General features: G+C 74.8%; 20 protein-coding genes. 15 read left to right on the top strand and 5 right to left on the bottom strand.

Annotated features, from left to right (window positions below):
• Positions 1 to 60 precede the first annotated feature (60 nt).
• The 8 genes from ABZ783_RS16360 to ABZ783_RS16325 all read left to right on the top strand — a co-directional run bounded on the left by ABZ783_RS16360 (position 61) and on the right by ABZ783_RS16325 (position 8,022).
• Positions 61 to 1,398: a hypothetical protein gene (locus tag ABZ783_RS16360; protein ID WP_357438470.1), complete on the top strand. Its 1,338-nt coding sequence runs from the start codon at positions 61 to 63 to the stop codon at positions 1,396 to 1,398.
• Positions 1,399 to 1,439: 41 nt separating this feature from the next.
• Positions 1,440 to 2,825 (top strand): HlyD family efflux transporter periplasmic adaptor subunit, encoded by a 1,386-nt coding sequence (locus tag ABZ783_RS16355; RefSeq protein ID WP_357438468.1) that lies wholly within the window; start codon positions 1,440 to 1,442, stop codon positions 2,823 to 2,825.
• A complete protein-coding gene (locus tag ABZ783_RS16350; protein ID WP_357438465.1) occupies positions 2,822 to 3,733 on the top strand; it encodes an ABC transporter ATP-binding protein in 912 nt (303 codons plus the stop codon). Before ABZ783_RS16355 ends, ABZ783_RS16350 begins: the two co-directional genes overlap by 4 nt.
• A complete protein-coding gene (locus ABZ783_RS16345) occupies positions 3,730 to 4,914 on the top strand; it encodes an ABC transporter permease (RefSeq protein WP_357438462.1) in 1,185 nt (394 codons plus the stop codon). The genes ABZ783_RS16350 and ABZ783_RS16345 overlap by 4 nt, the downstream gene beginning before the upstream one ends.
• Positions 4,915 to 5,148: 234 nt before the next feature.
• On the top strand, positions 5,149 to 5,358 hold the full coding sequence (locus tag ABZ783_RS16340) for a helix-turn-helix domain-containing protein (RefSeq protein ID WP_073834429.1): 210 nt from the start codon (positions 5,149 to 5,151) through the stop codon (positions 5,356 to 5,358).
• Positions 5,359 to 5,579: 221 nt separating this feature from the next.
• On the top strand, positions 5,580 to 5,681 hold the full coding sequence (locus ABZ783_RS16335; protein ID WP_007465623.1) for an AURKAIP1/COX24 domain-containing protein: 102 nt from the start codon (positions 5,580 to 5,582) through the stop codon (positions 5,679 to 5,681).
• Between the two features lie 120 nt (positions 5,682 to 5,801).
• Entirely contained in the window at positions 5,802 to 6,872 is a 1,071-nt protein-coding gene (locus ABZ783_RS16330) for an NAD-dependent epimerase/dehydratase family protein (protein ID WP_357438459.1), read from the top strand.
• A gap of 292 nt (positions 6,873 to 7,164) precedes the next feature.
• Complete coding sequence (locus ABZ783_RS16325; RefSeq protein ID WP_357438539.1) at positions 7,165 to 8,022, top strand: lysophospholipid acyltransferase family protein; 858 nt, start codon at positions 7,165 to 7,167, stop codon at positions 8,020 to 8,022.
• Between the two features lie 10 nt (positions 8,023 to 8,032).
• Here ABZ783_RS16325 and ABZ783_RS16320 read toward each other — a convergent pair whose 3' ends face one another.
• The 3 genes from ABZ783_RS16320 to ABZ783_RS16310 all read right to left on the bottom strand — a co-directional run bounded on the left by ABZ783_RS16320 (position 8,033) and on the right by ABZ783_RS16310 (position 11,415).
• Positions 8,033 to 8,911: an HAD-IB family hydrolase gene (locus ABZ783_RS16320; protein ID WP_357438456.1), complete on the bottom strand. Its 879-nt coding sequence runs from the start codon at positions 8,909 to 8,911 to the stop codon at positions 8,033 to 8,035.
• A gap of 318 nt (positions 8,912 to 9,229) precedes the next feature.
• On the bottom strand, positions 9,230 to 10,099 hold the full coding sequence (locus ABZ783_RS16315) for a DUF5667 domain-containing protein (protein ID WP_357438453.1): 870 nt from the start codon (positions 10,097 to 10,099) through the stop codon (positions 9,230 to 9,232).
• A 278-nt stretch (positions 10,100 to 10,377) separates the two neighbouring features.
• On the bottom strand, positions 10,378 to 11,415 hold the full coding sequence (locus tag ABZ783_RS16310) for an ECF subfamily RNA polymerase sigma factor, BldN family (protein WP_357438450.1): 1,038 nt from the start codon (positions 11,413 to 11,415) through the stop codon (positions 10,378 to 10,380).
• Between the two features lie 548 nt (positions 11,416 to 11,963).
• Here ABZ783_RS16310 and ABZ783_RS16305 point away from each other — a divergent pair.
• Genes ABZ783_RS16305 through ABZ783_RS16295 form a run of 3 tightly spaced genes read left to right on the top strand, consistent with a single transcriptional unit; the run spans position 11,964 to position 14,514 of the window.
• On the top strand, positions 11,964 to 13,598 hold the full coding sequence (locus ABZ783_RS16305; protein WP_357438447.1) for an AMP-binding protein: 1,635 nt from the start codon (positions 11,964 to 11,966) through the stop codon (positions 13,596 to 13,598).
• On the top strand, positions 13,585 to 13,842 hold the full coding sequence (locus tag ABZ783_RS16300) for a glutaredoxin family protein (RefSeq protein ID WP_357438445.1): 258 nt from the start codon (positions 13,585 to 13,587) through the stop codon (positions 13,840 to 13,842). The genes ABZ783_RS16305 and ABZ783_RS16300 overlap by 14 nt, the downstream gene beginning before the upstream one ends.
• Before the next feature lie 21 nt (positions 13,843 to 13,863).
• Positions 13,864 to 14,514, top strand: coding sequence for an HAD hydrolase-like protein (locus ABZ783_RS16295; protein WP_357438442.1), 651 nt, complete (start codon positions 13,864 to 13,866; stop codon positions 14,512 to 14,514).
• 123 nt (positions 14,515 to 14,637) lie between these two features.
• On the opposite strand, the gene ABZ783_RS16290 is transcribed toward ABZ783_RS16295, so the two are convergent.
• Positions 14,638 to 15,297: a response regulator transcription factor gene (locus ABZ783_RS16290; protein ID WP_357438536.1), complete on the bottom strand. Its 660-nt coding sequence runs from the start codon at positions 15,295 to 15,297 to the stop codon at positions 14,638 to 14,640.
• A 52-nt stretch (positions 15,298 to 15,349) separates the two neighbouring features.
• Positions 15,350 to 16,654 (bottom strand): sensor domain-containing protein, encoded by a 1,305-nt coding sequence (locus ABZ783_RS16285; protein ID WP_357438439.1) that lies wholly within the window; start codon positions 16,652 to 16,654, stop codon positions 15,350 to 15,352.
• Positions 16,655 to 17,041: 387 nt separating this feature from the next.
• Here ABZ783_RS16285 and ABZ783_RS16280 point away from each other — a divergent pair, with 387 nt between their 5' ends.
• Genes ABZ783_RS16280 through ABZ783_RS16265 form a run of 4 tightly spaced genes read left to right on the top strand, consistent with a single transcriptional unit; the run spans position 17,042 to position 21,751 of the window.
• Entirely contained in the window at positions 17,042 to 17,812 is a 771-nt protein-coding gene (locus tag ABZ783_RS16280; RefSeq protein ID WP_357438436.1) for a redox-sensing transcriptional repressor Rex, read from the top strand.
• On the top strand, positions 17,809 to 19,182 hold the full coding sequence (locus tag ABZ783_RS16275; protein WP_357438434.1) for a glutamyl-tRNA reductase: 1,374 nt from the start codon (positions 17,809 to 17,811) through the stop codon (positions 19,180 to 19,182). Before ABZ783_RS16280 ends, ABZ783_RS16275 begins: the two co-directional genes overlap by 4 nt.
• Entirely contained in the window at positions 19,179 to 20,174 is a 996-nt protein-coding gene (gene hemC, locus ABZ783_RS16270) for a hydroxymethylbilane synthase (RefSeq protein ID WP_357438432.1), read from the top strand. The genes ABZ783_RS16275 and hemC overlap by 4 nt, the downstream gene beginning before the upstream one ends.
• On the top strand, positions 20,171 to 21,751 hold the full coding sequence (locus tag ABZ783_RS16265) for a uroporphyrinogen-III synthase (protein ID WP_357438429.1): 1,581 nt from the start codon (positions 20,171 to 20,173) through the stop codon (positions 21,749 to 21,751). The genes hemC and ABZ783_RS16265 overlap by 4 nt, the downstream gene beginning before the upstream one ends.
• The last annotated feature ends 1 nt before the right edge of the window (position 21,752 follow it).

Genomic DNA, 21,752 nt, shown 5'->3' with positions numbered 1-21,752 from the left:
AACCGTCGCCGACGCGCGGGGCCTCTGGCCGGAGCCCCCGATTGGTCGTACCCTTCGCCGGTGACCGACGGTGACGAGCAGGCCCCGGGCCCGGCGGTGAGCGACGGCGAGCAGCCCGATCCGGCCGTCGCGGCGAGCAGCGGAGCGCTGCGTCGTCGTCGGGGCTGGCCGCTCTGGACCGCGCTGGCGCTGGTGCTCGCCCTGGTGGCGTGCGGTGTTCCGGGCGTACTCCTGCTCGGTCTGGTGGGGGATGCGGCCGGGCGGCCGGCAGCGGGCCGGGACGATCCGGCCGCGGCGGCGGCGCGGCGACTCGGCGTGCGGATGACGGCGCAGCTCGACCGTCAGGCGAGCGCGCTGCTCGGCGGCGACCGGGCCGGCTTCCTCGCCGTCGCCGAGCCGGCCGCCCGCCCCGACCTCACCCGCCGGTACGCCGCGCTGCGCGCGCTGCGGGTCACCGTGTGGCAGCCGACGGCGGACGGGGTGCCGGCGGCGGTCGACGGGCGACCGGGGGAGTGGCGGCTGGCGGTGACGGTCCGCTACTGCTTCGTGGTGCCCGGCTGCACCCCGAGCACGGTGGAGATCGGCACCCGGTGGCACCTGGTCGGGGAGGAACCCCGACTGCTCGCCGTCGAGGAGTCCCGGGCGAAGCCCGCCGGTGCCCGGCCCTGGGAGGTGAGTGACCTGGCCGTGGCGGTCGGGAAGCGGACCGTCGTCGCCACCACGCCGGCGCTGCGGGCCAAGCTTCCCGGGCTGCTCGCCCAGGCCGAGGCCGCCGCGACGGTCGCCGACCGCTACGCGGTCACCGGCACCCCACCGGACCGCTACCTGGTCTTCTACGCCGGCCGGGCGGAGTGGCAGCGCTGGTACGGCGGTGGCCGCCCGAAGTGGACCGCCGGGTACGCGGTCGGCGTCGGCGGTGGACACCACGACGTCGTGCTGAACGCGCCGAGCCTCACCTCGGCCGGGGTCGACGAGCTGCTCCGGCACGAGCTGACCCACGCCGCGTCCCTGCCCGACCACGGCTACTCCGACCGGTCCAGCTGGTGGCTGGTGGAGGGGCTGGCCGAATACGCGGGTGCGGACGGCCAGCCGGTGGGCCGCTACGAGGGCCTGGCCGAGGTGCGCACGCTCGTGCACGGCGGGTGGACCGGCCGGCTCGACTCGCTGGCCCCCGCCGACGACGCGGCCGACGACCGGGTCGGCGGCAGCTACGGTGTCGGCTACCTGGCCGTACGCCACCTGGTCGACCGATACGGGGAGCAGCGGGTGCTCGACTTCTTCCGGACGGTGGTGCACGAGCACCGCTCCTTGGACGACGCCGCCGACCAGATGTTTGGTGAGCGGTGGTCCGCCCTGCACGACGACTGCGTCGCCTACGTCCGCGCCGTGGCGGGTTGAGCGGCGGGTCGGCGGTCGACGTCGGCTCGTAGCATGGGCCGGTGGCCCGCCCCGACCCGCCGCGGCTGCCCGCGGCCACCCGCCCCCGCCTCGTCACCGCCCTGCTCGCCGTCGTCGTCCTGACCGGCACCACCGCCGCCTCGTGCGGCGACGACAACTCCCCGATCGCGGTGGCCCAGGTGGGCCGGTCCCCGGTCGCCGAGGTGATCGACGCGCCGGCCACCGTGACCGCCCGGGCCGCCGCCACGCTCACCGCGCCCGCCGATGGCACCCTGGCCAGCCTGCGCGTCCAACCCGGGCAGCGGGTCAGCCGCGGCCAGGTGCTCGCCGTGATCGACTCGCCGTCCGCGCAGGACCGGCTCCGGCAGGCCCGCGCGGCGCTGCGGGCGGCGAAGCAGGCCGGCCGGGGCGTCGGCGTCGGTGACCTGGGCGGCAGCCGGCGCGGCACCGACCGCGCCGCCGCCGAGGCGTTCGACGCCGCGCGCCGGGCGGCCGGGAAGATCGGCGATCCGCAGCTGCGGTCCGCGCTGCTGCTCCAGGTCGAGTCCGCCCAGCGGCAGTACGAGTCGGCCGCCCGCGCCGCCGACCGGGCGGTCGCCGCCGTGCAGCGCGGGATGGCCGGGCTGAACAGCGCCGTCGGCGCCCTGTCGACCGCGCAGCGCCTCCAGGCCCAGCAGGCGTACGACCTGGCGAAGGCGACCGTCGACGCGTTGACGCTGCGTGCCCCGATCGGCGGGGTGGTGCAGCCGGGCGGCACCCGGGCCGCGGCGCCAACCGACCTCACCGGCCTGCTCGGGGCGGCCGGTGGTGGCGCGGCGGGGATCGACCCGTCGGCGTTCGGGTCCACCGGGCAGGGCGGCCCGCCGGCGGGCGTGGACGACGCGGTGCCGGCGGGCGGCCGGGTCACCGCTGGCACGCCGGTCCTCACCATCGTGGACACCGGGCAGCTCGGCCTGCTCGCCGAGGTCGACGAGACCGACGTGCTGCTGGTCCGGGCCGGTCTCACCGCCGCCGTGGAGTTGGACGCGGTCACCGGGGCGACGTACGACGCCACCGTCCGCTCGGTCGACGTGCTCCCCACCAGCTCGGCCCGCGGCGGCGTCACCTACCGGGTCCGCCTCGGCCTCGGCGCCGGGCGGCTCGGCGAGGGCGAGTCGGCGCCCACGCCCCGCCCCGGCATGAACGCCGTGGTGCACCTCCGGGTCCGCGAGGCCGCCGACGCGGTGGCCGTACCCGCCTCCGCGGTCTTCTCCGCCGACGGCCGGGACGCGGTCTGGGTGCTGCGGGACGGCCGGGCCGACCGGGTGCCGGTGACCGTCGGCGTGCAGGGGCCGGATCTGGTGCAGATCGTCAGCGGAGTGCAGGCCGGCGACCGGATCGTGGTACGCGGGACCGACCAGGTCCGCGACGGCCAGGAACTGAAATGACCCTGCCCGCCGGGGTGCCGGCCATCGAGGCGGTCGACGTGTCCCGGACGTACCAGCTCGACGGGGTGTCCGTGCCCGCGCTGCGCGGGGTGTCGCTCACCATCGACCCCGGCGAGTACGTGGCGGTGGTCGGGCCGTCCGGCTCGGGCAAGTCGACGCTGATGCACCTGCTCGGCGGGCTGGACCGACCCACCGACGGCCGGCTGGTGATCGGCGGCCGGGACGTCGCCACGCTCTCCGCGCCCGAGCTGGCCACGCTGCGCAACGAGACCATCGGCTTCGTCTTCCAGGCGTTCCACCTGCTGCCCCGGACGTCCGCGGTGGACAACGTGGCGCTGCCCCTGGTCTACCGGGGGATCGGGGCGCGGCAACGGCGCGACCGGGCGGCGGCGACGCTCGGCCGGGTCGGGCTCGGGCACCGGCTGCACCACCGGCCCAACCAGCTCTCCGGCGGTGAGCAGCAGCGGGTGGCGATCGCCCGCGCCCTGGTCACCGACCCGGCGGTGCTGCTCGCCGACGAGCCCACCGGCAACCTGGACAGCGTCACCGGGGAGGCGGTGCTGGAGCTGCTCGAACGGTTGAACGCCGAGTCCGGGGTGGCCCTGGTGATGGTGACCCACGACCAGGAGGTGGCCGCCCGGGCCCGCCGACAGATCGCCGTACGCGACGGCCGGGTGCGGTCGGACGTCGTTCATGATCGGCCGCTGTCCGGTGCCGCCGGTCGACCTGCGACACTGGACGGCGCTCCCAGCGCGGGGCCCCGGTCCGTGTCCGGAAGCGGCCCGGGGCACCCGTCCGGTGGCTCCGGTGGCGCCGCCGGAGCCACCGGACGCCTTTCCCGCCCGCCCTCGGGCCGTACCGCCGAGGGCGCCGGCGGCGACGAACCCCAGGCTGGAGGCGGGTCGTGAGGCTCGCCGAGGCGTGGCGGGTGGCGCTGGACGCGCTGCGGGCCAACCGGATGCGCAGCGTGCTGACCATGCTCGGGGTGATCATCGGCGTCGCGTCGGTGGTGCTGCTCGTGGCCATCGGCACCGGCACCAAGCAGAAGGTCGAACAGCAGGTGGAGGGGCTCGGCTCGAACCTGCTCCTGGTGGTCCCCGGCAAGCTCGACGTCGGCACCGCCCCGGTGGTCTCGCCGCTGACCCTCAAGGACGTGGACGCGGTCTCTCGGGTGGTGGGCGACCCGGGACGGGTGGCCGTCACCATCGCCTCCGGCGCGACCGCCCGAGCCGGCGCCCGCTCCGACTTCACCACTGTGCAGGGCGTGCTGGAGACCACCCCGACCGTCTTCACCCGCTCGCTGGCCCGGGGCCGCTACCTCACCGGCGCCGACGTGGACACCAGCCGCCGGGTCGCGGTGCTCGGGGCGTCGGTGGCCCGCGCGCTCTTCCCCGACCGGGACCCGCTCGGCCAGCAGATCGCCCTGGCCGGGGTCCGGTTCCGGGTGATCGGCGTCTTCACCCCGCTCGGCCAGAGCCTCGGGGTGGACCGGGACGGCGAGGTGCACATCCCGGTGACCGCCGCGCAGCGGCTCTGGGGCACCCAGCGGGTCGACGGCATCGCGGTCAAGGCCCCCGACCGGGAGCGGATCGACCAACTCGGCGACCGGATCGTCGCCGAGTTGTCCCGCCGGCACCCGGACACCGAGTTCAGCGCCGTGACCCAGCAGCAGATCCTCGGCGTGCTCGGCGACATCCTCGGCGTGCTGACCGGCGTACTGGCCGCCATCGCCGGCATCTCGCTGCTGGTCGGCGGCGTCGGGGTCTCCAACATCATGCTCGTCTCGGTACGCGAGCGGACCCGCGAGATCGGCCTGCGCAAGGCGGTCGGCGCCCGGCCCCGGGACATCGGGGTGCAGTTCCTGCTGGAGGCGGTGCTGCTCACCTCGATCGGTGGGTTGACCGGGATGGCGCTCGGCGTGGGCACCGCGCTCCTGGTCGACGCGGTCTCGCCGATCCCGGCCGCGATCACCTGGTGGTCGTTGGCGCTCGCCTTCGGAGTCTCGGCGGCGGTCGGCATCGTCTTCGGGGTGGTTCCGGCCCAGCGGGCCGGCCGGCTGGATCCGGTGGTGGCGCTGCGGGCCGAGTGACGCGTGCGGCGCCCCGGCCGCGGGCTGGCTGCAAGGAACCGGACGTGGCACCCGTACGGGCGGAAAACGGCAGGTCAACGGCGGTAAAACGGCGAGCGGCCCATGATCAAACGGAGGAAGGGATCGCGCCGGTCACAGCCGTCCCGCTACCGTACTGGTAACACGCGCGTCGCTCGCCCGGCCGGATCAACCGGCCCGGCGGCACGCGCCGGGCATGGGATTGGTCGGTGAGCCATGGCCGGGTCGCAGTCCGACGGTCGGCTGTCGGATGTCAGGTTCCTGACCGTCGCCGAGGTGGCGACGGTGATGCGGGTGTCCAAGATGACGGTCTATCGCCTCGTGCACAGCGGTGAGCTGACCGCGGTCCGGGTCGGCCGCTCGTTCCGGGTGCCCGAGCACGCGGTGCACGAGTACCTCCGCGGCGCGTTTCAGGAGAGCGCCTGACCGCGGCGCCGGCCGCGCCGCCGAGTGCGACGTAACGGGCATCGACGGGGGCGCGTTGGTCCTGCTGACGCACTCCGGCTACCCTGGACCCCGACCGTGACCGCACCCTGGTGTGCCCTGCCCACCACGCTGGTCCGGTCCATTGTCCGCAAGCGGTCACCGACGCCACCCGCGGTGGTGTCATCCGGTCCGCCCCGCACGTTGCATCGAAAGGCTGTCGTATGGGCTCGGTGGTCAAGAAGCGCCGCAAGCGCATGGCTAAGAAGAAGCACCGCAAGCTGCTGCGCAAGACCCGCGTCCAGCGTCGCCGTCTCGGCAAGTGACCGGGGCCGGGCCCCGGCCCGGCGCTCGGCAGCACTTGCCAACTGTCGACCCTCGGAGGCTCAGGTGATCAGGCCGTGGATGTCCCGGCTCGATCCCGCCTGCCGCGCAAGGCGCACGACATGACCCCCGGTGGCACCTCGGGTGCTCCGGGGGTCGTCGTCGTGACCGGGGTCGGCCGCTACCTCGGCGCGCACGTGGCCGCCCGCCTCGCCGCCGACCCCCGCATCGACCGCGTCATCGGGGTCGACCCAACCCCCAACCCCGAGTTCGCCGACCTGCTCGACGGCGTCGAACGGATCCGTCTCGATGTCGACTCCCTCGGCGGTCTCCTCGCCGACCTCGATGTGGACGCGGTCGTGCACCTGGCGCTGGTCACCGCCCCTGACCCGCAGCACGGCGGCCGGGCGGCGATGAAGGAACAGAACGTCATCGGCACCATGCAGCTGCTCGCCGCCTGCCAGCGGGCGCCCCGGCTGCGCAAGCTGGTGGTCCGGTCGTCGACTGCCGCGTACGGCGCGTCGTTCCGCGACCCGGCGGTCTTCACTGAGGAGACCGAGCCGCGTGAGGTGCCGCGCGGCGGGTTCGGCCGCGACATCCTCGACATCGAGGGGTACGTTCGCGGGTTCCGCCGCCGCCGGCCCGACGTCACCGCGACCGTGCTGCGGTTCGCGCCGTTCATCGGCTCCACCGCGGACACCACCCTCACCCGTTACTTCGCGCAGCCGGTCGTGCCCACGGTCTTCGGCCGGGATCCCCGGCTCCAGTTCGTCCACATCGACGACGCGCTGGAGGTGCTTCACCGGTCGGTCGCCGAGGAGCACCCGGGGACCTACAACGTCGCCGGGCCGGGGGTGCTCTCCCTCACCCAGGCCATCCGGCGGGCCGGTCGGGTGGCCGTACCGGTGCTGGAGCCGGGCCTCTCCGGGGCTGCCGCGATCGCCCGCAGCCTGGGCTTCGGCCGGTACGGGTTGGACCAGGTCGACCTCTTCGTGCACGGTCGGGTGGTGGACACCAGCCGACTGGAGCGCGAGTACGGCTTCACGCCCCGCTCGACCGCCGCCGCCTTCGACGATTTCATCCGCGCGCACCACGGCGGCGTCGTGGTGACCCGGGCCCAGCTCGCCGCGGCCGAGGAGCTGGTGCTGGAGAGCATCCGGCAGGTCCGGTCCGCCGTCCGGGAGCGGCCGTGAGCGAGCGGAGCGAGCGAACCATCAGGCGCAGTAGCGCGGCGCCTCGCGCCGCCGCGGAGCAGAGCGAGGCGGCGGCGTGAGCGGCGCCGAGGAGCGGGGCGAGTCCCGCTACGACGTACCCCTGACCGTGCCGAGGCCGGACGGGGAGCCCGCGCGGCGCAACGGGCACCGGCGCTCGACGGCGGCCGCCACCGACCCGGTGTCGCTGGACGAGCCGGACACCTCCGCCGACGAGCCGGCCGCCGCCGGGCCGGGCGAGGGGGCCGGGGCGGTCGCGAGGCCGGGGCCGGCCGTGGCGGACCGGCCCGGGGACCACTGGGACGGGAAGGTCGCCAAGGGGCTCGCCTTCCTGCGGCGGCGGCTCTCCGGCGACTACGAGGTGGACGAGTTCGGCTTCGACCCGCACCTGACCGACGCGGTCTTCCACCCGCTGCTGCGGGTGCTCTACCGGGACTGGTTCCGCACCGAGGTCAGCGGCGTCGAGCACGTGCCGGACGCCGGCGCCGGCCTGGTGGTCGGCAACCACTCCGGCACGGTGGCGCTGGACGCGCTGGTGCTGTCCGCCGCGCTGCACGACCGGCACCCGGCGCACCGCTACCTGCGGCTGCTCGGGGCCGACCTGGTCTTCCGGATGCCGCTGGTTTCCGAGATCGCCCGCAAGACCGGCGGCACGGTGGCGTGCAACCCGGACGCCGAACGGCTGCTCGGCAACGGCGAACTGGTCGGCGTCTTTCCGGAGGGCTTCAAGGGGGTCGGCAAGCTCTACGCCGACCGCTACAAGCTGCAGCGGTTCGGCCGGGGCGGCTTCGTCTCGGCGGCGCTGCGTACCGGCACGCCGATCGTGCCGGTGGCGATCGTCGGCGGCGAGGAGATCTACCCGATGCTCGCCGACATCAAGCCGCTCGCCCGGCTGCTCAAGCTGCCGTACTTCCCGGTGACCCCGACCTTCCCCTGGCTGGGTCCGCTGGGCATGGTGCCGCTGCCGAGCAAGTGGCTGATCGAGTTCTGCCCGCCCATCCCCACCGCGCACCTGCGCGAGTCGGCCGACGACCCGCTGGTCGTGTTCAACCTCGCCGACCAGGTGCGGGAGACCATCCAGCAGACCCTGCACAAGCTGCTCGAACGCCGCCCCGATCCGTTCGGCCCCTGACCCGGCGGGTTCAGCCGGTGCGGTGGCGTCGGCGGTGCAGCGCCAGGCCGGCGGTGACCGCGCCGGCGACCAGCCCGGCGGCGGCCGTCGACGGTACGGCGATCTTGACTGCCCGGCGCCCGGTGCGGAAGTCGCGGACGACCCAACCACGCTGGCGAGCCTGCCGCAGCAGCGCCGGGTCCGGGTTGACCGCCACCGGGTGCCCCACGATGGACAGCATCGGCAGGTCGTTGGCGGAGTCGCTGTAGGCGGTGCAGCGGCCCAGGTCCAGCCCCTCGACCCCGGCGAGCTGCGTGATCGCCTCGGCCTTGGCCGGGCCGTGCATGAGGTCGCCGGCCAGGCGGCCCGTGTACGCCCCGTCGACCACCTCGGCGACCGTGCCGATCGCCCCGGTCAGCCCGAGCCGGGCCGCGATCACCCGGCCGATCTCCACCGGGGCGGCACTGACCAGCCACACCCGCTCACCGGCGTCGAGGTGCCGCTGGGCCAGCCGGCGGGTGCCGGCCCAGATCCGCGGGGCCATCAGCTCGTCGAAGATCTCCTCGGCGAGGCGTTCCACGTCGTCGACCCGCCAGCCTTGGACGAAGGCGAGCGCCGCCTCCTTCGCCTGGGACATGTCCCCGGCGTGCTCGGTGGCGAGCAGCCGGAACTTCGCCTGCTGCCAGGCGAACCGGGCCAGGTCACCGGTGGTGAAGTACTTCCGGGCGGCCAGCCCCCGGGCGAACCAGTAGATCGACGCGCCCTGCATCATCGTGTTGTCCACGTCGAAGAAGGCGGCGGCGGTGGGGTCGGGCGTCGGGGTGGCCGGGGCCGCCCCCAGGGTCTCCGACCAGCCGGCGGTGTGGCCGTGGACGTCGGTGCTGATCGTCACCTTCCGGGCCCGGGCCATGGCGACCTCCCTCCCGTCGGCGACCGCGAACGTGCTCCCCGGCGAGCCTATCCGGCGCGCTGTGACGGCCGGGTGTCCGCGCGGCGAAGTGTGGCGCGAGCGGCTCCGGCCACCACGCGGGAGCGCTTACGGCTCAGCGCGGTGGCGCGGCCGGCTCAGCGTGGTGGCGCGGTCGGCTCGGCGGGGTAGGCGCGAGACGGCTCGGCGCGGTAGCGCCAAACGGGTCGGCGCGGTGGCGCGAAACGGCTCCGCGGGGGAGCGAACGGCTCGGTGCGGTGGCGCCGGTTGCCGCCGCCGCGCCGGACCGGCCGCCGGCGGTCAGCGGTCGCCGGGGCAGCTGACCGGGGCGGGGCCCAGCGCGTCGCTGGCGGCCGGTGCCGGAAGCCCGCAGGCGATCGCCGCGCGGAGCCCGTCAGCGCGCCGGCCCACCACGTCGAGCAGGGCGAGCGACCGGCGGGTGCGGTCCTGGTAGGTGTGATCCACCCGGTCGAGCAGGCCACTGACCGCGTGCCGCTGGCCGGTCAGGAACGCGTCGATCGCGTCCAGCGGGGCCGGGTCGGAGCGTTGCGCGGCCACCGTGGTCAGCAGGCGGATGCCCTGCCGGGTGTCGGCGTCCATGTCGTCCAGGACGGTGCTGAAGCCGAACCGGTCACCGTGGACGGTGGCCGCCTCGTCGAGCCGGGTCCGGGCGAAGTCGAGGAAGAGCTGTCCGCGGCTGATGTCCGAGCTGGTCAGGGCGAGCTGAGCGCGTTCGGTCGAGCGCTTCATGCCGTAGAGGGCGTCGCCGGGCAGCGCGTTCTCGCTGGCGAAGGAGATGCCGGAGAGGGCGATCGCCCCGGCGGCCACGCCGACCAGGATGGCCCCGCGGGCGCGGACCCGCCGGCCGGTCGCCGCCGGCAGCAGGGAGCCGCGAGCGCCGGTGCTCGCCGGGGCGGTCCCGGCCTGCGCCGGAGTGCCCACGCCCTCCCGCTCGGCGGTGGCGACCAGCATCGCGCGCAGCCCGGCGCGGAAGTCCGGGTCGACCTCCACGGCCGGCCGGTCGGTGGCGAGCCGCTGGCCCACCGCGACGAGTGGGGCGAGTTCGTCGTCGGCCCGGGAACGGACGTGGTGCCGCCGGCCGCCGTTGGCCTCGTCGAGGAGTTGCGCGAAACGCTCGGCCCGCCGACGGGAGAAGAGGTTGCTGTCCACCGCAGGCACCCCCTCTCACTGGTCACGGCCGGACGGCCGTCGTCGTCACCAGCGACCGGTGGCAGCGAACGCTGACGGCTGGCCCAGCGGGCCGACCGTGCGCACCGGACCGGGTGGCCCGGGGGACGCCGGACAACCACTGGTCGCACCCGGAGAAACGGACCGCGCCGGTCGGCGGTTACGGGGCGGCCGGTGGCGAAATCACAAAGCGTGATCGTCGTCACGGGCAGCGGAGCCCCGCGGCACGGTGTCCCGCCGGGGCGGGGGAGCGGGCTGGATCAGGGCTGGAAGCCGTCGGGCAGCAGCCGGGCCAGGGCCCGCACCGCCCGGTACTGCAACGCCTTGATGGCGCCCTCGTTCTTGCCCATGGCACGGGCGGTCTCGGCCACCGAGAAGCCCTGGAGGAAGCGGAGCACGATGCACTCCTGCTGCTCCGGGTTGAGCTGCTTCACCGCGGTGAGCAGCGCGACGTTGGTGATGTGCTCGACGACTGCGGCCTCCGGGCTGCCCTCCGGCCCCCGGTCCTCCCGGTCGGCGTCGAGCACGTCCCCCGTGGTGACCTCCAGCCGGTAGCGGCCGGACTTGAAGTGGTCGGCGACCAGGTTGCGGGCGATGGTGACCAGCCAGGCGCCGAGGTCACGCCCCTGCCAGGTGAAGCTGCCGATCCGCTTGAGCGCGCGGAGGAACGTGTCCGAGGTGAGGTCCTCGGCGAGCTGACGGTTGCCGACCCGGAAGTAGACGAAGCGGAAGACCGTGTCGACGTACCGGTCGTAGATCAGGCCGAACGCCTCGGTCTCGCCGGCCTGCGCCCGCTCGACCAGGGCCCAGACCTCGGTGGCCGGGTCGGACGGGTCGGGGCGGCTCGGGTAGCCGGTGGCCGGGGCCGCGGTGGCTGGCACCGCGGGCAGCACCGCGGTGTCGGCGGCTGGCACCGCCGGCAGGATGGCGGTCTCCCCGGCCGACGGGTCGGCGGTGGTCGGGCCGTCGCCCGGGCGCCGGCCCTGCGCCGGCATGGTCGGCCGGGACGGGGCGCCGAGCCGGCCGGCGGCCGGCTTCGCGTTGCCGCCGGGCACCGCAGGGCGCGGCGGCGCCTCGTTGTGGTGGGAGCGGTTGCGGACCCGCCGGGCCTCCTCGCCCCGCACCGCGAGGCCCCATCCGTCGGGCGCGGTGCGTGGGGCCTGCGACAGCTCCAGCTCGGCGCGCCGGACGCCGCGCGGGGACCGGGCGCCGTCGGGCTCCAGCCGCTCGTTGACCGGGATCCGCTGGGTCGGGCCGGTCACCCCGGTCGGTCGTTCCGCGTAGCCGAAGGTGGTCACCGCGCCTCCCCGATCCAGGCGGGGCACGGCCGCACCGGCCGCCGCGGCGTCGCGGCGGGACCGGGTACGCCCCGGCCGGGCAGGGTCGTCCCGGGACGTGCCGACGGGCGGCAGATCCCCTTGAGGTGCTGGTCCAATGCGCTCACAGGCACGGGGGCCTCCTCGGGCTGAGGGGTGTCGACTCACGGCAAATCGGGTGAGCCGACCCGAGTGATGATAGGGCCAACGTCACCCGCGCGTGGCAAGTCCGTTACACAGGGCGGAAGTATTTCCGCTCGGGTCGCACCGATGGCGGACCCGTTGTCCGTCGTGTGCGGTTGACTTTCGCATCGGAACCTGGTTCTGAGTGGAAAGTCCTGGTCGGAGCGGTTTCATACCGCCCTCGGCGTGTCGCGGCGGCCGTCCGGAGGGGACGTCCCCGCGTGCCCGGACAGCGGGCCGGACGGCCACCGTGCGGTCCCGTCCGCAGGACCGGGGTGGGCGGGCCGGCGCGGGCCGGCGTTCAGGGGCGTGGCCGGGTGGACGTGGCTGTGCCAGACTCAGCCACCGTGCAGGACGCAGTCGACAGTTCCGCGCCGAACCTCGCCGACCGGCTCCGCCGGGCGGCCGTCGCTCACGGTGACCGCCCCGCGTTGCACTGGCGCGACCGGACCCTGACCTGGTCCCAACTGGACACGGCGGTCACCGCCACCGCCCACGCACTGGCCGGAGCGGCGCGGCCGGTCGCCGGCGACGAGCACCCGCCCCGGATCGCGGTCGCCTTCGGCAACACCCCCGACTTCGTGGTCACCTACCTCGCCGCGCTCCGGGCCGGCCTGGTGGCGGTGCCGGTCAACCCGGGCCTCACCGCCCGGGAACTGCGGCACGTGCTCGCCGACTCCGGGGCCGCCGTGCTGGTCTGCGCGGCCGAGGTCCGCGACCGGGTGAACCGGGCCGACCTGCCCGCGCTGGCCGCCGTGTACACCGCCCCGCCGGTCACCGACGGTGACGACCCGGTCGACCTCCCCACCCGGGGCGGGGACGACCTCGCCGTCCTGCTCTACACCTCCGGCACCGAGGGCCGGCCCAAGGGCGCCATGCTGTCGCACCGCGCCCTGGCCGCCAACCACGGGCAGGTCGGCCGGATCGACCCGCCGGTGGTCGGCCCCGACGACACCGTGCTGCTCGCCCTGCCGCTGTTCCACGCGTACGGCCTGAACTCCGGGCTCGGGGCCGTGCTGCACCACGGGGCGACCGGGGTGCTGGTCGACGAGCTGGGCCCGGACGGGGCGCTCGCCGACCTCGCCCGGCACCGGGTCAGCGTGCTGGTCGGCGTACCGTCGATGTTCCTGACCTGGGCCGAGGCGGGCGCGGCGGGGGCGGCGGCGCTGGCCTCGGTGCGGGTGGCGGTGTGCGGGGCGGCCCCGCTGCCGCCGGCGGTCGCGGCGCGCTTCACCGAGACCACCGGGCACCGGGTGCACGTCGGGTACGGCCTCACCGAGACCGCTCCCGTGCTCACCTCCACGCTGGTCGGCGGCCAGCCGAAGGCCGGGTCCATCGGCCGCCCGCTGCCCGGCGTGGGGCTGCGCCTGGTCGGGCCGGACGGCGTGGACCTGTGGCGGGACGGCGTGCCCACCGTCGAGGCGGACGTCGACGAGCTGGACCTCGCCGACGGCGCGGAGGGCACCGACCCGGGGCAGATCGTGGTCCGGGGCGACAACCTGTTCGCCGGCTACTGGCCGGACGGGCGAGGCGGGCCGGACGCGGACGGCTGGTGGGCCACCGGCGACGTGGCGTACGCCGACGCCGACGGGGACCTGTTCCTGGTCGACCGGCTCGGCGAGTTGATCCTGGTCAACGGCTTCAACGTCTACCCGCACGAGGTGGAGTCGGTGCTCCAGGCGCATCCCGGGGTGGCCGAGTCGGCCGTCCTCGGGGTGCCGCACCCGCGAACCGGCGAGACTGTCCGGGCGTACGTGGTGCGGGCGGCCGGCTCGACGGCGACGGCGGAGGAGCTGCTCGGCCACTGCGCGCGTAACCTGGCCCGGTTCAAGTGCCCGACCGCCGTCGAGTTCGTCGACAGCCTGCCTTACTCGGCGATCGGCAAGGTACGCAAGACCGAGCTCCGCCCGGCGGCGCCCCCGGTGCCGTCACCGGCCCCGCCGACCGAGAACCGCACGGAGGTACCCGATGTCCAGCCGTGACGCCCGGCTCACCCTGATCACCCGGCCCGGCTGCCACCTCTGCGAGGACGCGAAGGCGGCGCTCGACCGGGTGGTGGCCGTCACCGGCGACCGCTGGATCGAGCGGGACGTCACCGACGAGATCGAGCTGGAACGCGAGTACGGCGACCGGCTGCCGGTGGTGCTGCTCGACGGCAGGGAGCACGGCTACTGGCGGGTCGAGGAGGATCGCCTGCTGCGGGACCTGACCACCCCGCAGCTCTGACCGGCCGCTTATCGTGCAGCGATGACCTCGACACGCGGCCACCTGGTGTGGGACTGGAACGGCACCCTCCTCGACGACCTCGACCTGGTGGTCCAGGCCACCAACGTGGCCTTCGCCAGCGCCGGCGGTCCGGCGGTCACCGCCGACGAGCACCGGGTGCGGTTCCGCCGGCCGATCGCCGACTACTACGCCGAGATGCTGGGGCAGGCGATCGACGACGACGCGTTCGGCCGGCTCGACCGGATCTTCCACGACGCGTACCGGGCCGGACTGGCCAGCTGCGCGCTGGCCGCCGACGCAACCACCGCGATCGCCGCCTGGCCGGGCAGCCAGTCCCTGCTGTCCATGTGGTTCCACGACGAGCTGGTCCCGACGGTGCACACGTACGGGCTGACCCCGCACTTCACCCGGGTGGACGGGCTGCGGTCCGCGGTGGGCGGGGGCCGCAAGGCCGAGTGGCTGGAGAAGCACCTGGCTGAGCTCGGGCTCGCCGGCCGCGAGGTGGTGCTGATCGGCGACTCGCTGGACGACGCCGACGCGGCGCTCTCGGTGGGCGCCCGCTGCGTCCTCTACACCGGCGGCCTCTCCGATCCCGCCCGCCTCCGCGCCTCCGGCCACCCCGTGGCCGACACCCTCACCCAGGCCGTAACCCTCGCCCGCACCCTCCCCTAACCCCCACCCCTGCCCCTCCCGGCCCCCGTTGATCATGAGGTTAGCGGCGCGACACGCCGGTGTGGCCGCCGCCAACCTCATGATCAACGCATCGGGCGGGGGAGGGGGCACAGGGGGAGGGGGTTAGGCGCGGAGGTGGGTTAGGACGGCCAGGACGCGGCGGTGGTGGTTCGTGGCGTCCTGGGGGAGGTCGAGTTTGGTGAAGATGTTGCGGACGTGCTTCTCCACCGCGCCGTCGCTCACCACCAGCGTCCGGGCGATCGCGGTGTTGGAGCGGCCCTCGGCCATCAAGGCGAGCACCTCCCGCTCGCGCGGCGTCAGCGCGGCCAGCGGGTCGTCGCGCCGCCGCCGGACCAGCAGTTGGCTGATCACCTCGGGGTCGAGCACCGTGCCGCCGGCGGCCACCCGGCCCAACGCCTCCAGGAACTCGTCGATCGCGGCCACCCGGTCCTTGAGCAGGTAGCCGATCCCGCCGCCACCGGCGCCGCCGGTGGTGGCGAGCAGGTCGTCGGCGTACGACACCTCGACGTACTGGGAGAGCACCAGGACCGGCGTACGCGGCACCCGGCGGCGCGCCTCCACGGCCGCCCGGAGCCCCTCGTCCGTGTGCGAGGGCGGCATCCGCACGTCCACCACCGAGATGTCCGGTTGGTGCGTCACCACCGCCTCGACCAGGGCGTCGCCGTCGCCGACAGCCGCCACCACCTCGTGTCCCGACTCGGTCAGCAGCCGGACCAGCCCCTCCCGGAGCAGTACGGCGTCGTCCGCGATCACCACCCGCATGGGTCCGCTGTCTATCACGTCCTCGGTCACCGGTCCGCCCTCCGGGTCCCCGTCAGCGAGGCAGTTCGGCGTGGACGAGGGTGGGACCGCCGGCCGGGCTGGACACGTCGAGCACGCCGCCGGCCGCCCGTACCCGGTCGGCGATGCCGCTCAGGCCGTGCCCCTTGGCCAGGTGGGCGCCGCCCACCCCGTCGTCCGCCACGCCGATCTCCAGCCGGCCGACCCGGCTGGCCACCTCCACCCGGCAGGCCGTGGCCCGGCTGTGCTTGGCGACGTTGGTGAGCGCCTCGGCCACCACGAAGTACGCGGTGCTCTCCACCGCCGGGTCGAGCCGGCCGCCGGGCGTACCCAGGTCGTCGTCGACCAGCAGCTCGGTGGGGACCAGGGCGCGGGCGGCGAGGGCGGCCAGGGCGCTCGGCAGGCCCCGGTCGACCAGGATCGGCGGGGCGATCCCCCGGGAGAGGGCGCGCAGCTCGTCGAGGGTCTCCCGGGTCTGGGTGACCGCCTCGTCCAGGGTCCGGCGGGCCGCCTCCGGGTCGACGGCGAGCTGCTGGCGGGCCCGGCTGAGGTCCATGGCGAGGCGGACCAGCCGCTGCTGCGGGCCGTCGTGGATGTCCCGTTCCAGCCGGCGCAGCGCGGACGCCTCGGCGGAGGCGGCGGCCCGCTTCTGCTCCTCCAGCGTGGTGATCCGGTGTCGCATCTCGGCCACCCCGGTGAGCAGGGAGCGGGCCAGGCCGGCCTGGAGCCGGGCGCAGCCCCGGGCCACCAGCGGCAGGGTGAGCAGGCAGAACAGCCCGAACGAGGTGTTCAACGCGATCCGCGGGACGGGCCCGACGCCCATCCCGAGCAGTTCGCTGAGGTCCTGCTGGCCGGGGCCGTGCGGGATCGCCCAGTCGTAGGTGAAGTAGAGCGTGCCGCCGACGGCCACCGCCCACCAGACCAGCACGATCACGAAGGTGGGCAGCGTCACCAGCAGCTTGACGAAGGCGTGCAGCAGGTCGAGCCAGGACTGGGCGTCGCGCATCGGCACCAGGAGCCGCCGCCAGTAGCCCGCCCCGGGCGCGGGAGTCAGGTAGACGGGGCGGACCCGGGGTTGGCGGAGCACGGCGGGCAGCCGGAGCCGCTCGAGATCGGCCAGCGCACGGGCCGCGTACAGGGTGCCGGCGAGCACGGGCAGGCCGAGGGTGGTGACCAGCAACCCGGCGGTGAGGGAGATTCCCACCACGGCCAGGACGAACCCGACCAGCGCCAGCGGCAGGCCGGCCAGCACGTAGCCGGAGTCGCGCAGGAGCCGCCGGCCGAGGCCGGGGGCGGGTGTGGTGGGAGTGGGCGCGGTGGCCAGCGGTACTGCGGTCATGCCCCGAGGCTATGGGCCGGGACCCGCCGGACCCATCCCGTGCACCGGCCTCTCCGAGGTGAGGTTCTCCCTACCCCGGGTGGGGAAATCGCCGCCTCGTCCGTGACACAGCGCGACCAGGCGCGTGCGATTGGTCAGAGAAGTCGGGATTGAGCAATAATCGCCGAGCGGCGCCTACCGAGCGCGGTCAATCGATCTTGTGAACTGGAGGGGCAGGTGGAGGCACGTCGCGGGCCAGCAAGATCGCGATTTGTGCACCCCTTCACAAGCGCCTACTCTGTAGTTCCGACGCGCCCTGCTAGCACAGCCGGCACCATCGGTCGCCAGCGGGAGTCCCGAAACGACCGGCCGCCGACGCTGGTCGAGGATCGCACCGCACGGAGTCTCATGAGTCAGCACCGTCACCCTGGCGCGCCCGGTCGCGCTGGTGCCGTACCGGCGCTCCCGGACCTGCCCGAGGCGACCGTCGCTCGGCTCCCGGAATACCTCCGTGCCCTGCACAATCTCGCCGAAACCGGCCACGAGACGGTGTCCAGCGAAGGGCTGGCCAACGCCGCCGGGGTGAATTCGGCGAAGCTACGCAAGGACCTCTCCCACCTCGGCTCGTACGGCACCCGCGGGGTCGGCTACGACGTCGGGCTGCTGATCGACCAGATCGAGTTCGTGCTCGGGCTCACCCAGCGCCGGGCGGTCGCCCTGGTCGGCGTGGGTAATCTCGGTCACGCCCTGGCCGGCTACGACGGCTTCGCGAGCCGCGGCTTCCGGATCGCCGCGCTCTTCGACGCGGACCCGTCCCGGGTCGGCGAGGAGATCAGCGGCCTGACCGTCCGGCACGTCGACGAGCTGCCCCGGGTCGCGGCTGCGGAGTCGATCTCGATCGGCGTGATCGCCACCCCGGCGTCCGCCGCGCAGGCGGTGGCCGACCAGCTCGTCGCTGTCGGCGTGACGAGCATCCTCAACTTCGCGCCGTGCGTACTCTCAGTTCCGGAGGGGGTCGACGTGCGCAAGGTCGACCTCGCGATCGAGCTGCAGATCCTGTCCTTCCACGAGCACCGCAAGGCGTCGCTGACCGCGCTCCCCGCCTCCGGCGGGTCCGCCCTCACCGCTCTGCCCGGCGGGTTCGCGGCCACCGACACCCAGGAGGCGATCGGCACGTGAAACTGCTCGTCGTCGGCGCGTCCTACCGCACCGCCCCGGTTGCCACGCTGGAGCAGCTGGCGGTCCCGCCCGCCGATCTCACCCGCACCCTGGACCGCCTGGTCGCCCAGCCGTACGTCGCCGAGGCCGTGCTCGTCTCCACCTGCAATCGGGTGGAGGTGTACGCAGCCGTCTCCGGCTTCCACGGCGGCCTCGGCGACATCTGTGCGGTCCTGGCCGAGCAGGCCGGCTGCCCGCCGGCGGCGCTCGCCAACCACCTCTACGTGCACTACGACGCCGCGGCCGTCGACCACGTCTTCCGGGTCGCCGCCGGGCTGGACTCGATGGTGGTCGGCGAGGCGCAGATCCTCGGCCAGCTTCGGGACGCGTACCACTCGGCCAGCGGCACCGACTCGGCCGGCCGGCTGCTGCACGAGCTCATGCAGCAGGCGCTACGGGTGGGCAAGCGCGCGCACGCCGAGACCAACATCGACCGGGCCGGACAGAGTGTCGTCACCGCCGCCCTGGACCTGGCCGCCGACCTGCTCGACGGCGACCTGGCCGGCCGGCCCGCCATGGTGGTCGGCGCGGGTGCGATGGGCTCGCTCGGCGTGGCCACCCTGTCCCGGCTGGGCGCCGGGCCGCTGACCGTGACCAACCGGGGCGCCGACCGGGCCGTCCGGCTGGCCGAATCGTACGGTGCGAACGCCGTGCCGATGGCCGAGCTGGTCGACGCGCTTTCCACAGTGGACATCGTAGTGGCCGCCACCGCGGCCACCGAACCGGTCCTCACCCGCGACGTGGTGGCCCGGGCAACGGCCCGGCGGGACGCCGGCCGGTGCCCGCTGGTCCTGCTCGACCTGGCCGTCCCGCGCGACGTCGAGGAGGGCGTCGCCGCGCTGCCCGGCGTCGAGGTGATCGACATCGACCGGATGGCGGCCATCCTCGCCGACGGTCCCGCCGCCGCCGACGCCGCCGAGGTGACCCGGATCGTCGGCGGCGAGGTCGAGGCGTTCCTCAGCTGGCTGCGCGGCGCGGACGTGGCGCCCACCGTGGCCGCGCTGCGCGGACGCGCCGACGACGTGGTCACCGCCGAGCTGCGCCGGCTCGCCCAGCGCCGCCCCGACTTCACCGACGACCAGCGCGCCGAGGTCGCCCGCACCGTGCACCGGGTGGTGCAGCGGCTGCTGCACCAGCCGACCGTACGGGTGCGCCAGCTCGCCGCCGAGCCGGGCGGTGACCAGTACGCCGCCCTGTTGCGCGAGCTGTTCGACCTGGAGGTGCCGCAGACCTCCCCGGTCGACACGGTGCCCGACGTGGTGGCGACCGACACCGACGGTCGCTCGTCGTTCGACGCCCTGGACTTCCCGCCCACCGGAGGTGCGCGATGACCGCTCCCCTGCGCCTCGGCACCCGGGGCAGCGCCCTGGCGATGGCCCAGTCGGGCCATGTCGCTGCGGCCCTCACCGCGGCCACCGGCCGCGAGGTCGAGCTGGTCGAGGTGGTGACCGCCGGCGACCGCTCCGCTGCGCCGGTGCACCGGCTCGGCGTCGGGGTCTTCGTCTCCGCGCTGCGGGACGCGTTGACCGCCGGCGTCATCGACTTCGCCGTCCACTCCTACAAGGACCTGCCCACGGCGGAGGCCCCCGGCCTGCACATCGCGGCGGTGCCGCCCCGGCAGGACCCGCGTGACGCGCTGGTCGCCCGGGACGGCCGTACGCTTGCCGAACTGCCGCCCGGCGCGCGGGTCGGCACCGGCGCGCTGCGCCGCATCGCCCAGCTGCACGCGCTGGGGATGCAGCTCGAGGTCACCCCGCTCCGGGGCAACGTGGACACCCGGCTCGGCCGGGTGCTCGGCCCGGACGCCGACCTGGACGCCGTCGTGCTGGCCCGGGCCGGGCTCGCCCGGCTGGACCGGACCGACGTGATCACCGAGACGCTCGACCCGATGCTGATGCTGCCCGCGCCCGCCCAGGGCGCGTTGGCGGTGGAGTGCCGGGTCGACGACCAGGACCTGATCGAGCTGCTCGCACTGCTCGATCACGCACCGTCCCGCGCCGCGGTCGTCGCGGAGCGGGCACTGCTGGCCACCCTGGAGGCCGGGTGCAGCGCGCCCGTCGCCGCCTACGGCGTCGTCGCCGAAGGCGAGCCAACCGGCTCAACCGCCGAGGGCGATGTTGTCCAGGAGATCTACCTGCGCGGGGCGGTGATCAGCCCGGACGGTTCCCGTGACATCCGGCTGTCCCGCACCGGAACGCCCGCCGACGCGGCGGAGATCGGCAAGGCACTCGCCGCCGAACTCCTCGAACTCGGCGCCGACACGATCCTCGGCCAAGAAGGACACGCCGGTCCGGGGACCCAGCAAATTGGGAGCACAGAATGACCCGCACCCGTAAGCCCGCAGGCCGTATCGCGTTCGTCGGGGCCGGACCCGGCGACCCGGGCCTGCTGACCCGCCGGGCGCACGACGCCCTGGTCGACGCCGATCAGGTGGTGTACGACCGGGGAATCCCCGAGTCGCTGCTCGACCACGTCCGCGCCCAGGCCAAGTCCGACGCCCAGTTCAGCCCGGCCGAGGGCGTACCGGGGGATGTGGCGAAGGTGCTGATCTCCGCGGCCCGCTCCGGGCAGAACGCGGTGCACCTGGTCGCCGGCGACCCGTTCGGTCACGACTCGGTGGTCAAGGAGGTGCAGGCGGTGGCGCGTACCGCCGCGCACTTCGAGGTGGTGCCGGGCGTCGGTCAAGCCGAGGGGGTGGCCACCTACGCGGGTGTGCCGCTGCCGGGGGTGCGGACCGTGGCGGACGTCGAGGACGTCACCGCGCTGGACTTCGACGCGCTGGCCGCGGCCGTCAGCCGGGGCTCGCTGGCCCTGGCCGTGGACGCCGGTGACCTGGCCGCCATCCGCGACGGCCTGCTGGCCGCCGGGGTGGCCGGCACCACCGCCGTCGGGGTGACCGGTGACGGCACCGGCGAGACGCAGTACACCACCACGTCGACCGTGGACTCGTTCGTCGCGGCGGCGCTCGGTTTCACCGGGCGGGTCGTGCTCACCGTCGGGGAGAGCGTCAGCCAGCGCGACAAGCTGAGCTGGTGGGAGAACCGGCCGCTGTACGGCTGGAAGGTGCTCGTCCCCCGGACCAAGGAGCAGGCCGGCGTGATGAGCGCGCGGCTGCGCGCGTACGGGGCGATCCCGTGCGAGGTGCCGACCATCGCGGTCGAGCCGCCGCGTACCCCCGCCCAGATGGAGCGGGCGGTCAAGGGCCTGGTCGACGGCCGGTACGCCTGGGTGATCTTCACCTCGGTGAACGCGGTCCGGGCGGTCTGGGAGAAGTTCGCCGAGCACGGCCTGGACGCCCGGCACTTCGGCGGCGTCAAGATCGCCTGCATCGGCGAGGCCACCGCGGACGCGGTACGGGCGTTCGGCATCCAGCCGGAGCTGGTGCCCTCGGGCGAGCAGTCCTCGGAGGGCCTGCTGGCCGAGTTCTCGCCGCACGACGAGATCCTCGACCCGGTCGGGCGGGTGCTGCTGCCGCGCGCCGACATCGCCACCGAGACCCTCGCCGCCGGGCTCACCGAGCGCGGCTGGGAGGTCGACGACGTGACCGCGTACCGGACCGTCCGGGCGGCGCCGCCGCCGGCCGAGATCCGCGACGCGATCAAGTCGGGCGGGTTCGACGCGGTGCTCTTCACCTCGTCCTCCACGGTCCGGAACCTGGTCGGCATCGCCGGAAAGCCGCACGCGCGTACCGTTGTTGCTGTCATCGGGCCCAAGACGGCGGAGACGGCGACGGAGTTCGGCCTGCGGGTCGACGTGCAGCCTGCGCACGCCTCGGTGCCCGATCTGGTGGAGGCGCTCGCCGCCTACGCCGTCGAGCTGCGCGAGAAGCTCGCCGCCATGCCGGCCAAGCAGCGCCGGGGCTCGAAGGTGCAGGGGCCGACCGCCCTGAGGTTCCGCTGAC

The sequence above is a fragment of the Micromonospora sp. NPDC047738 genome, from assembly GCF_040642675.1.
Lineage (GTDB): Bacteria > Actinomycetota > Actinomycetes > Mycobacteriales > Micromonosporaceae > Micromonospora.
Note: the sequence above shows the minus strand (reverse complement) of the source record. Positions and strands in the feature narration are given on the sequence as shown.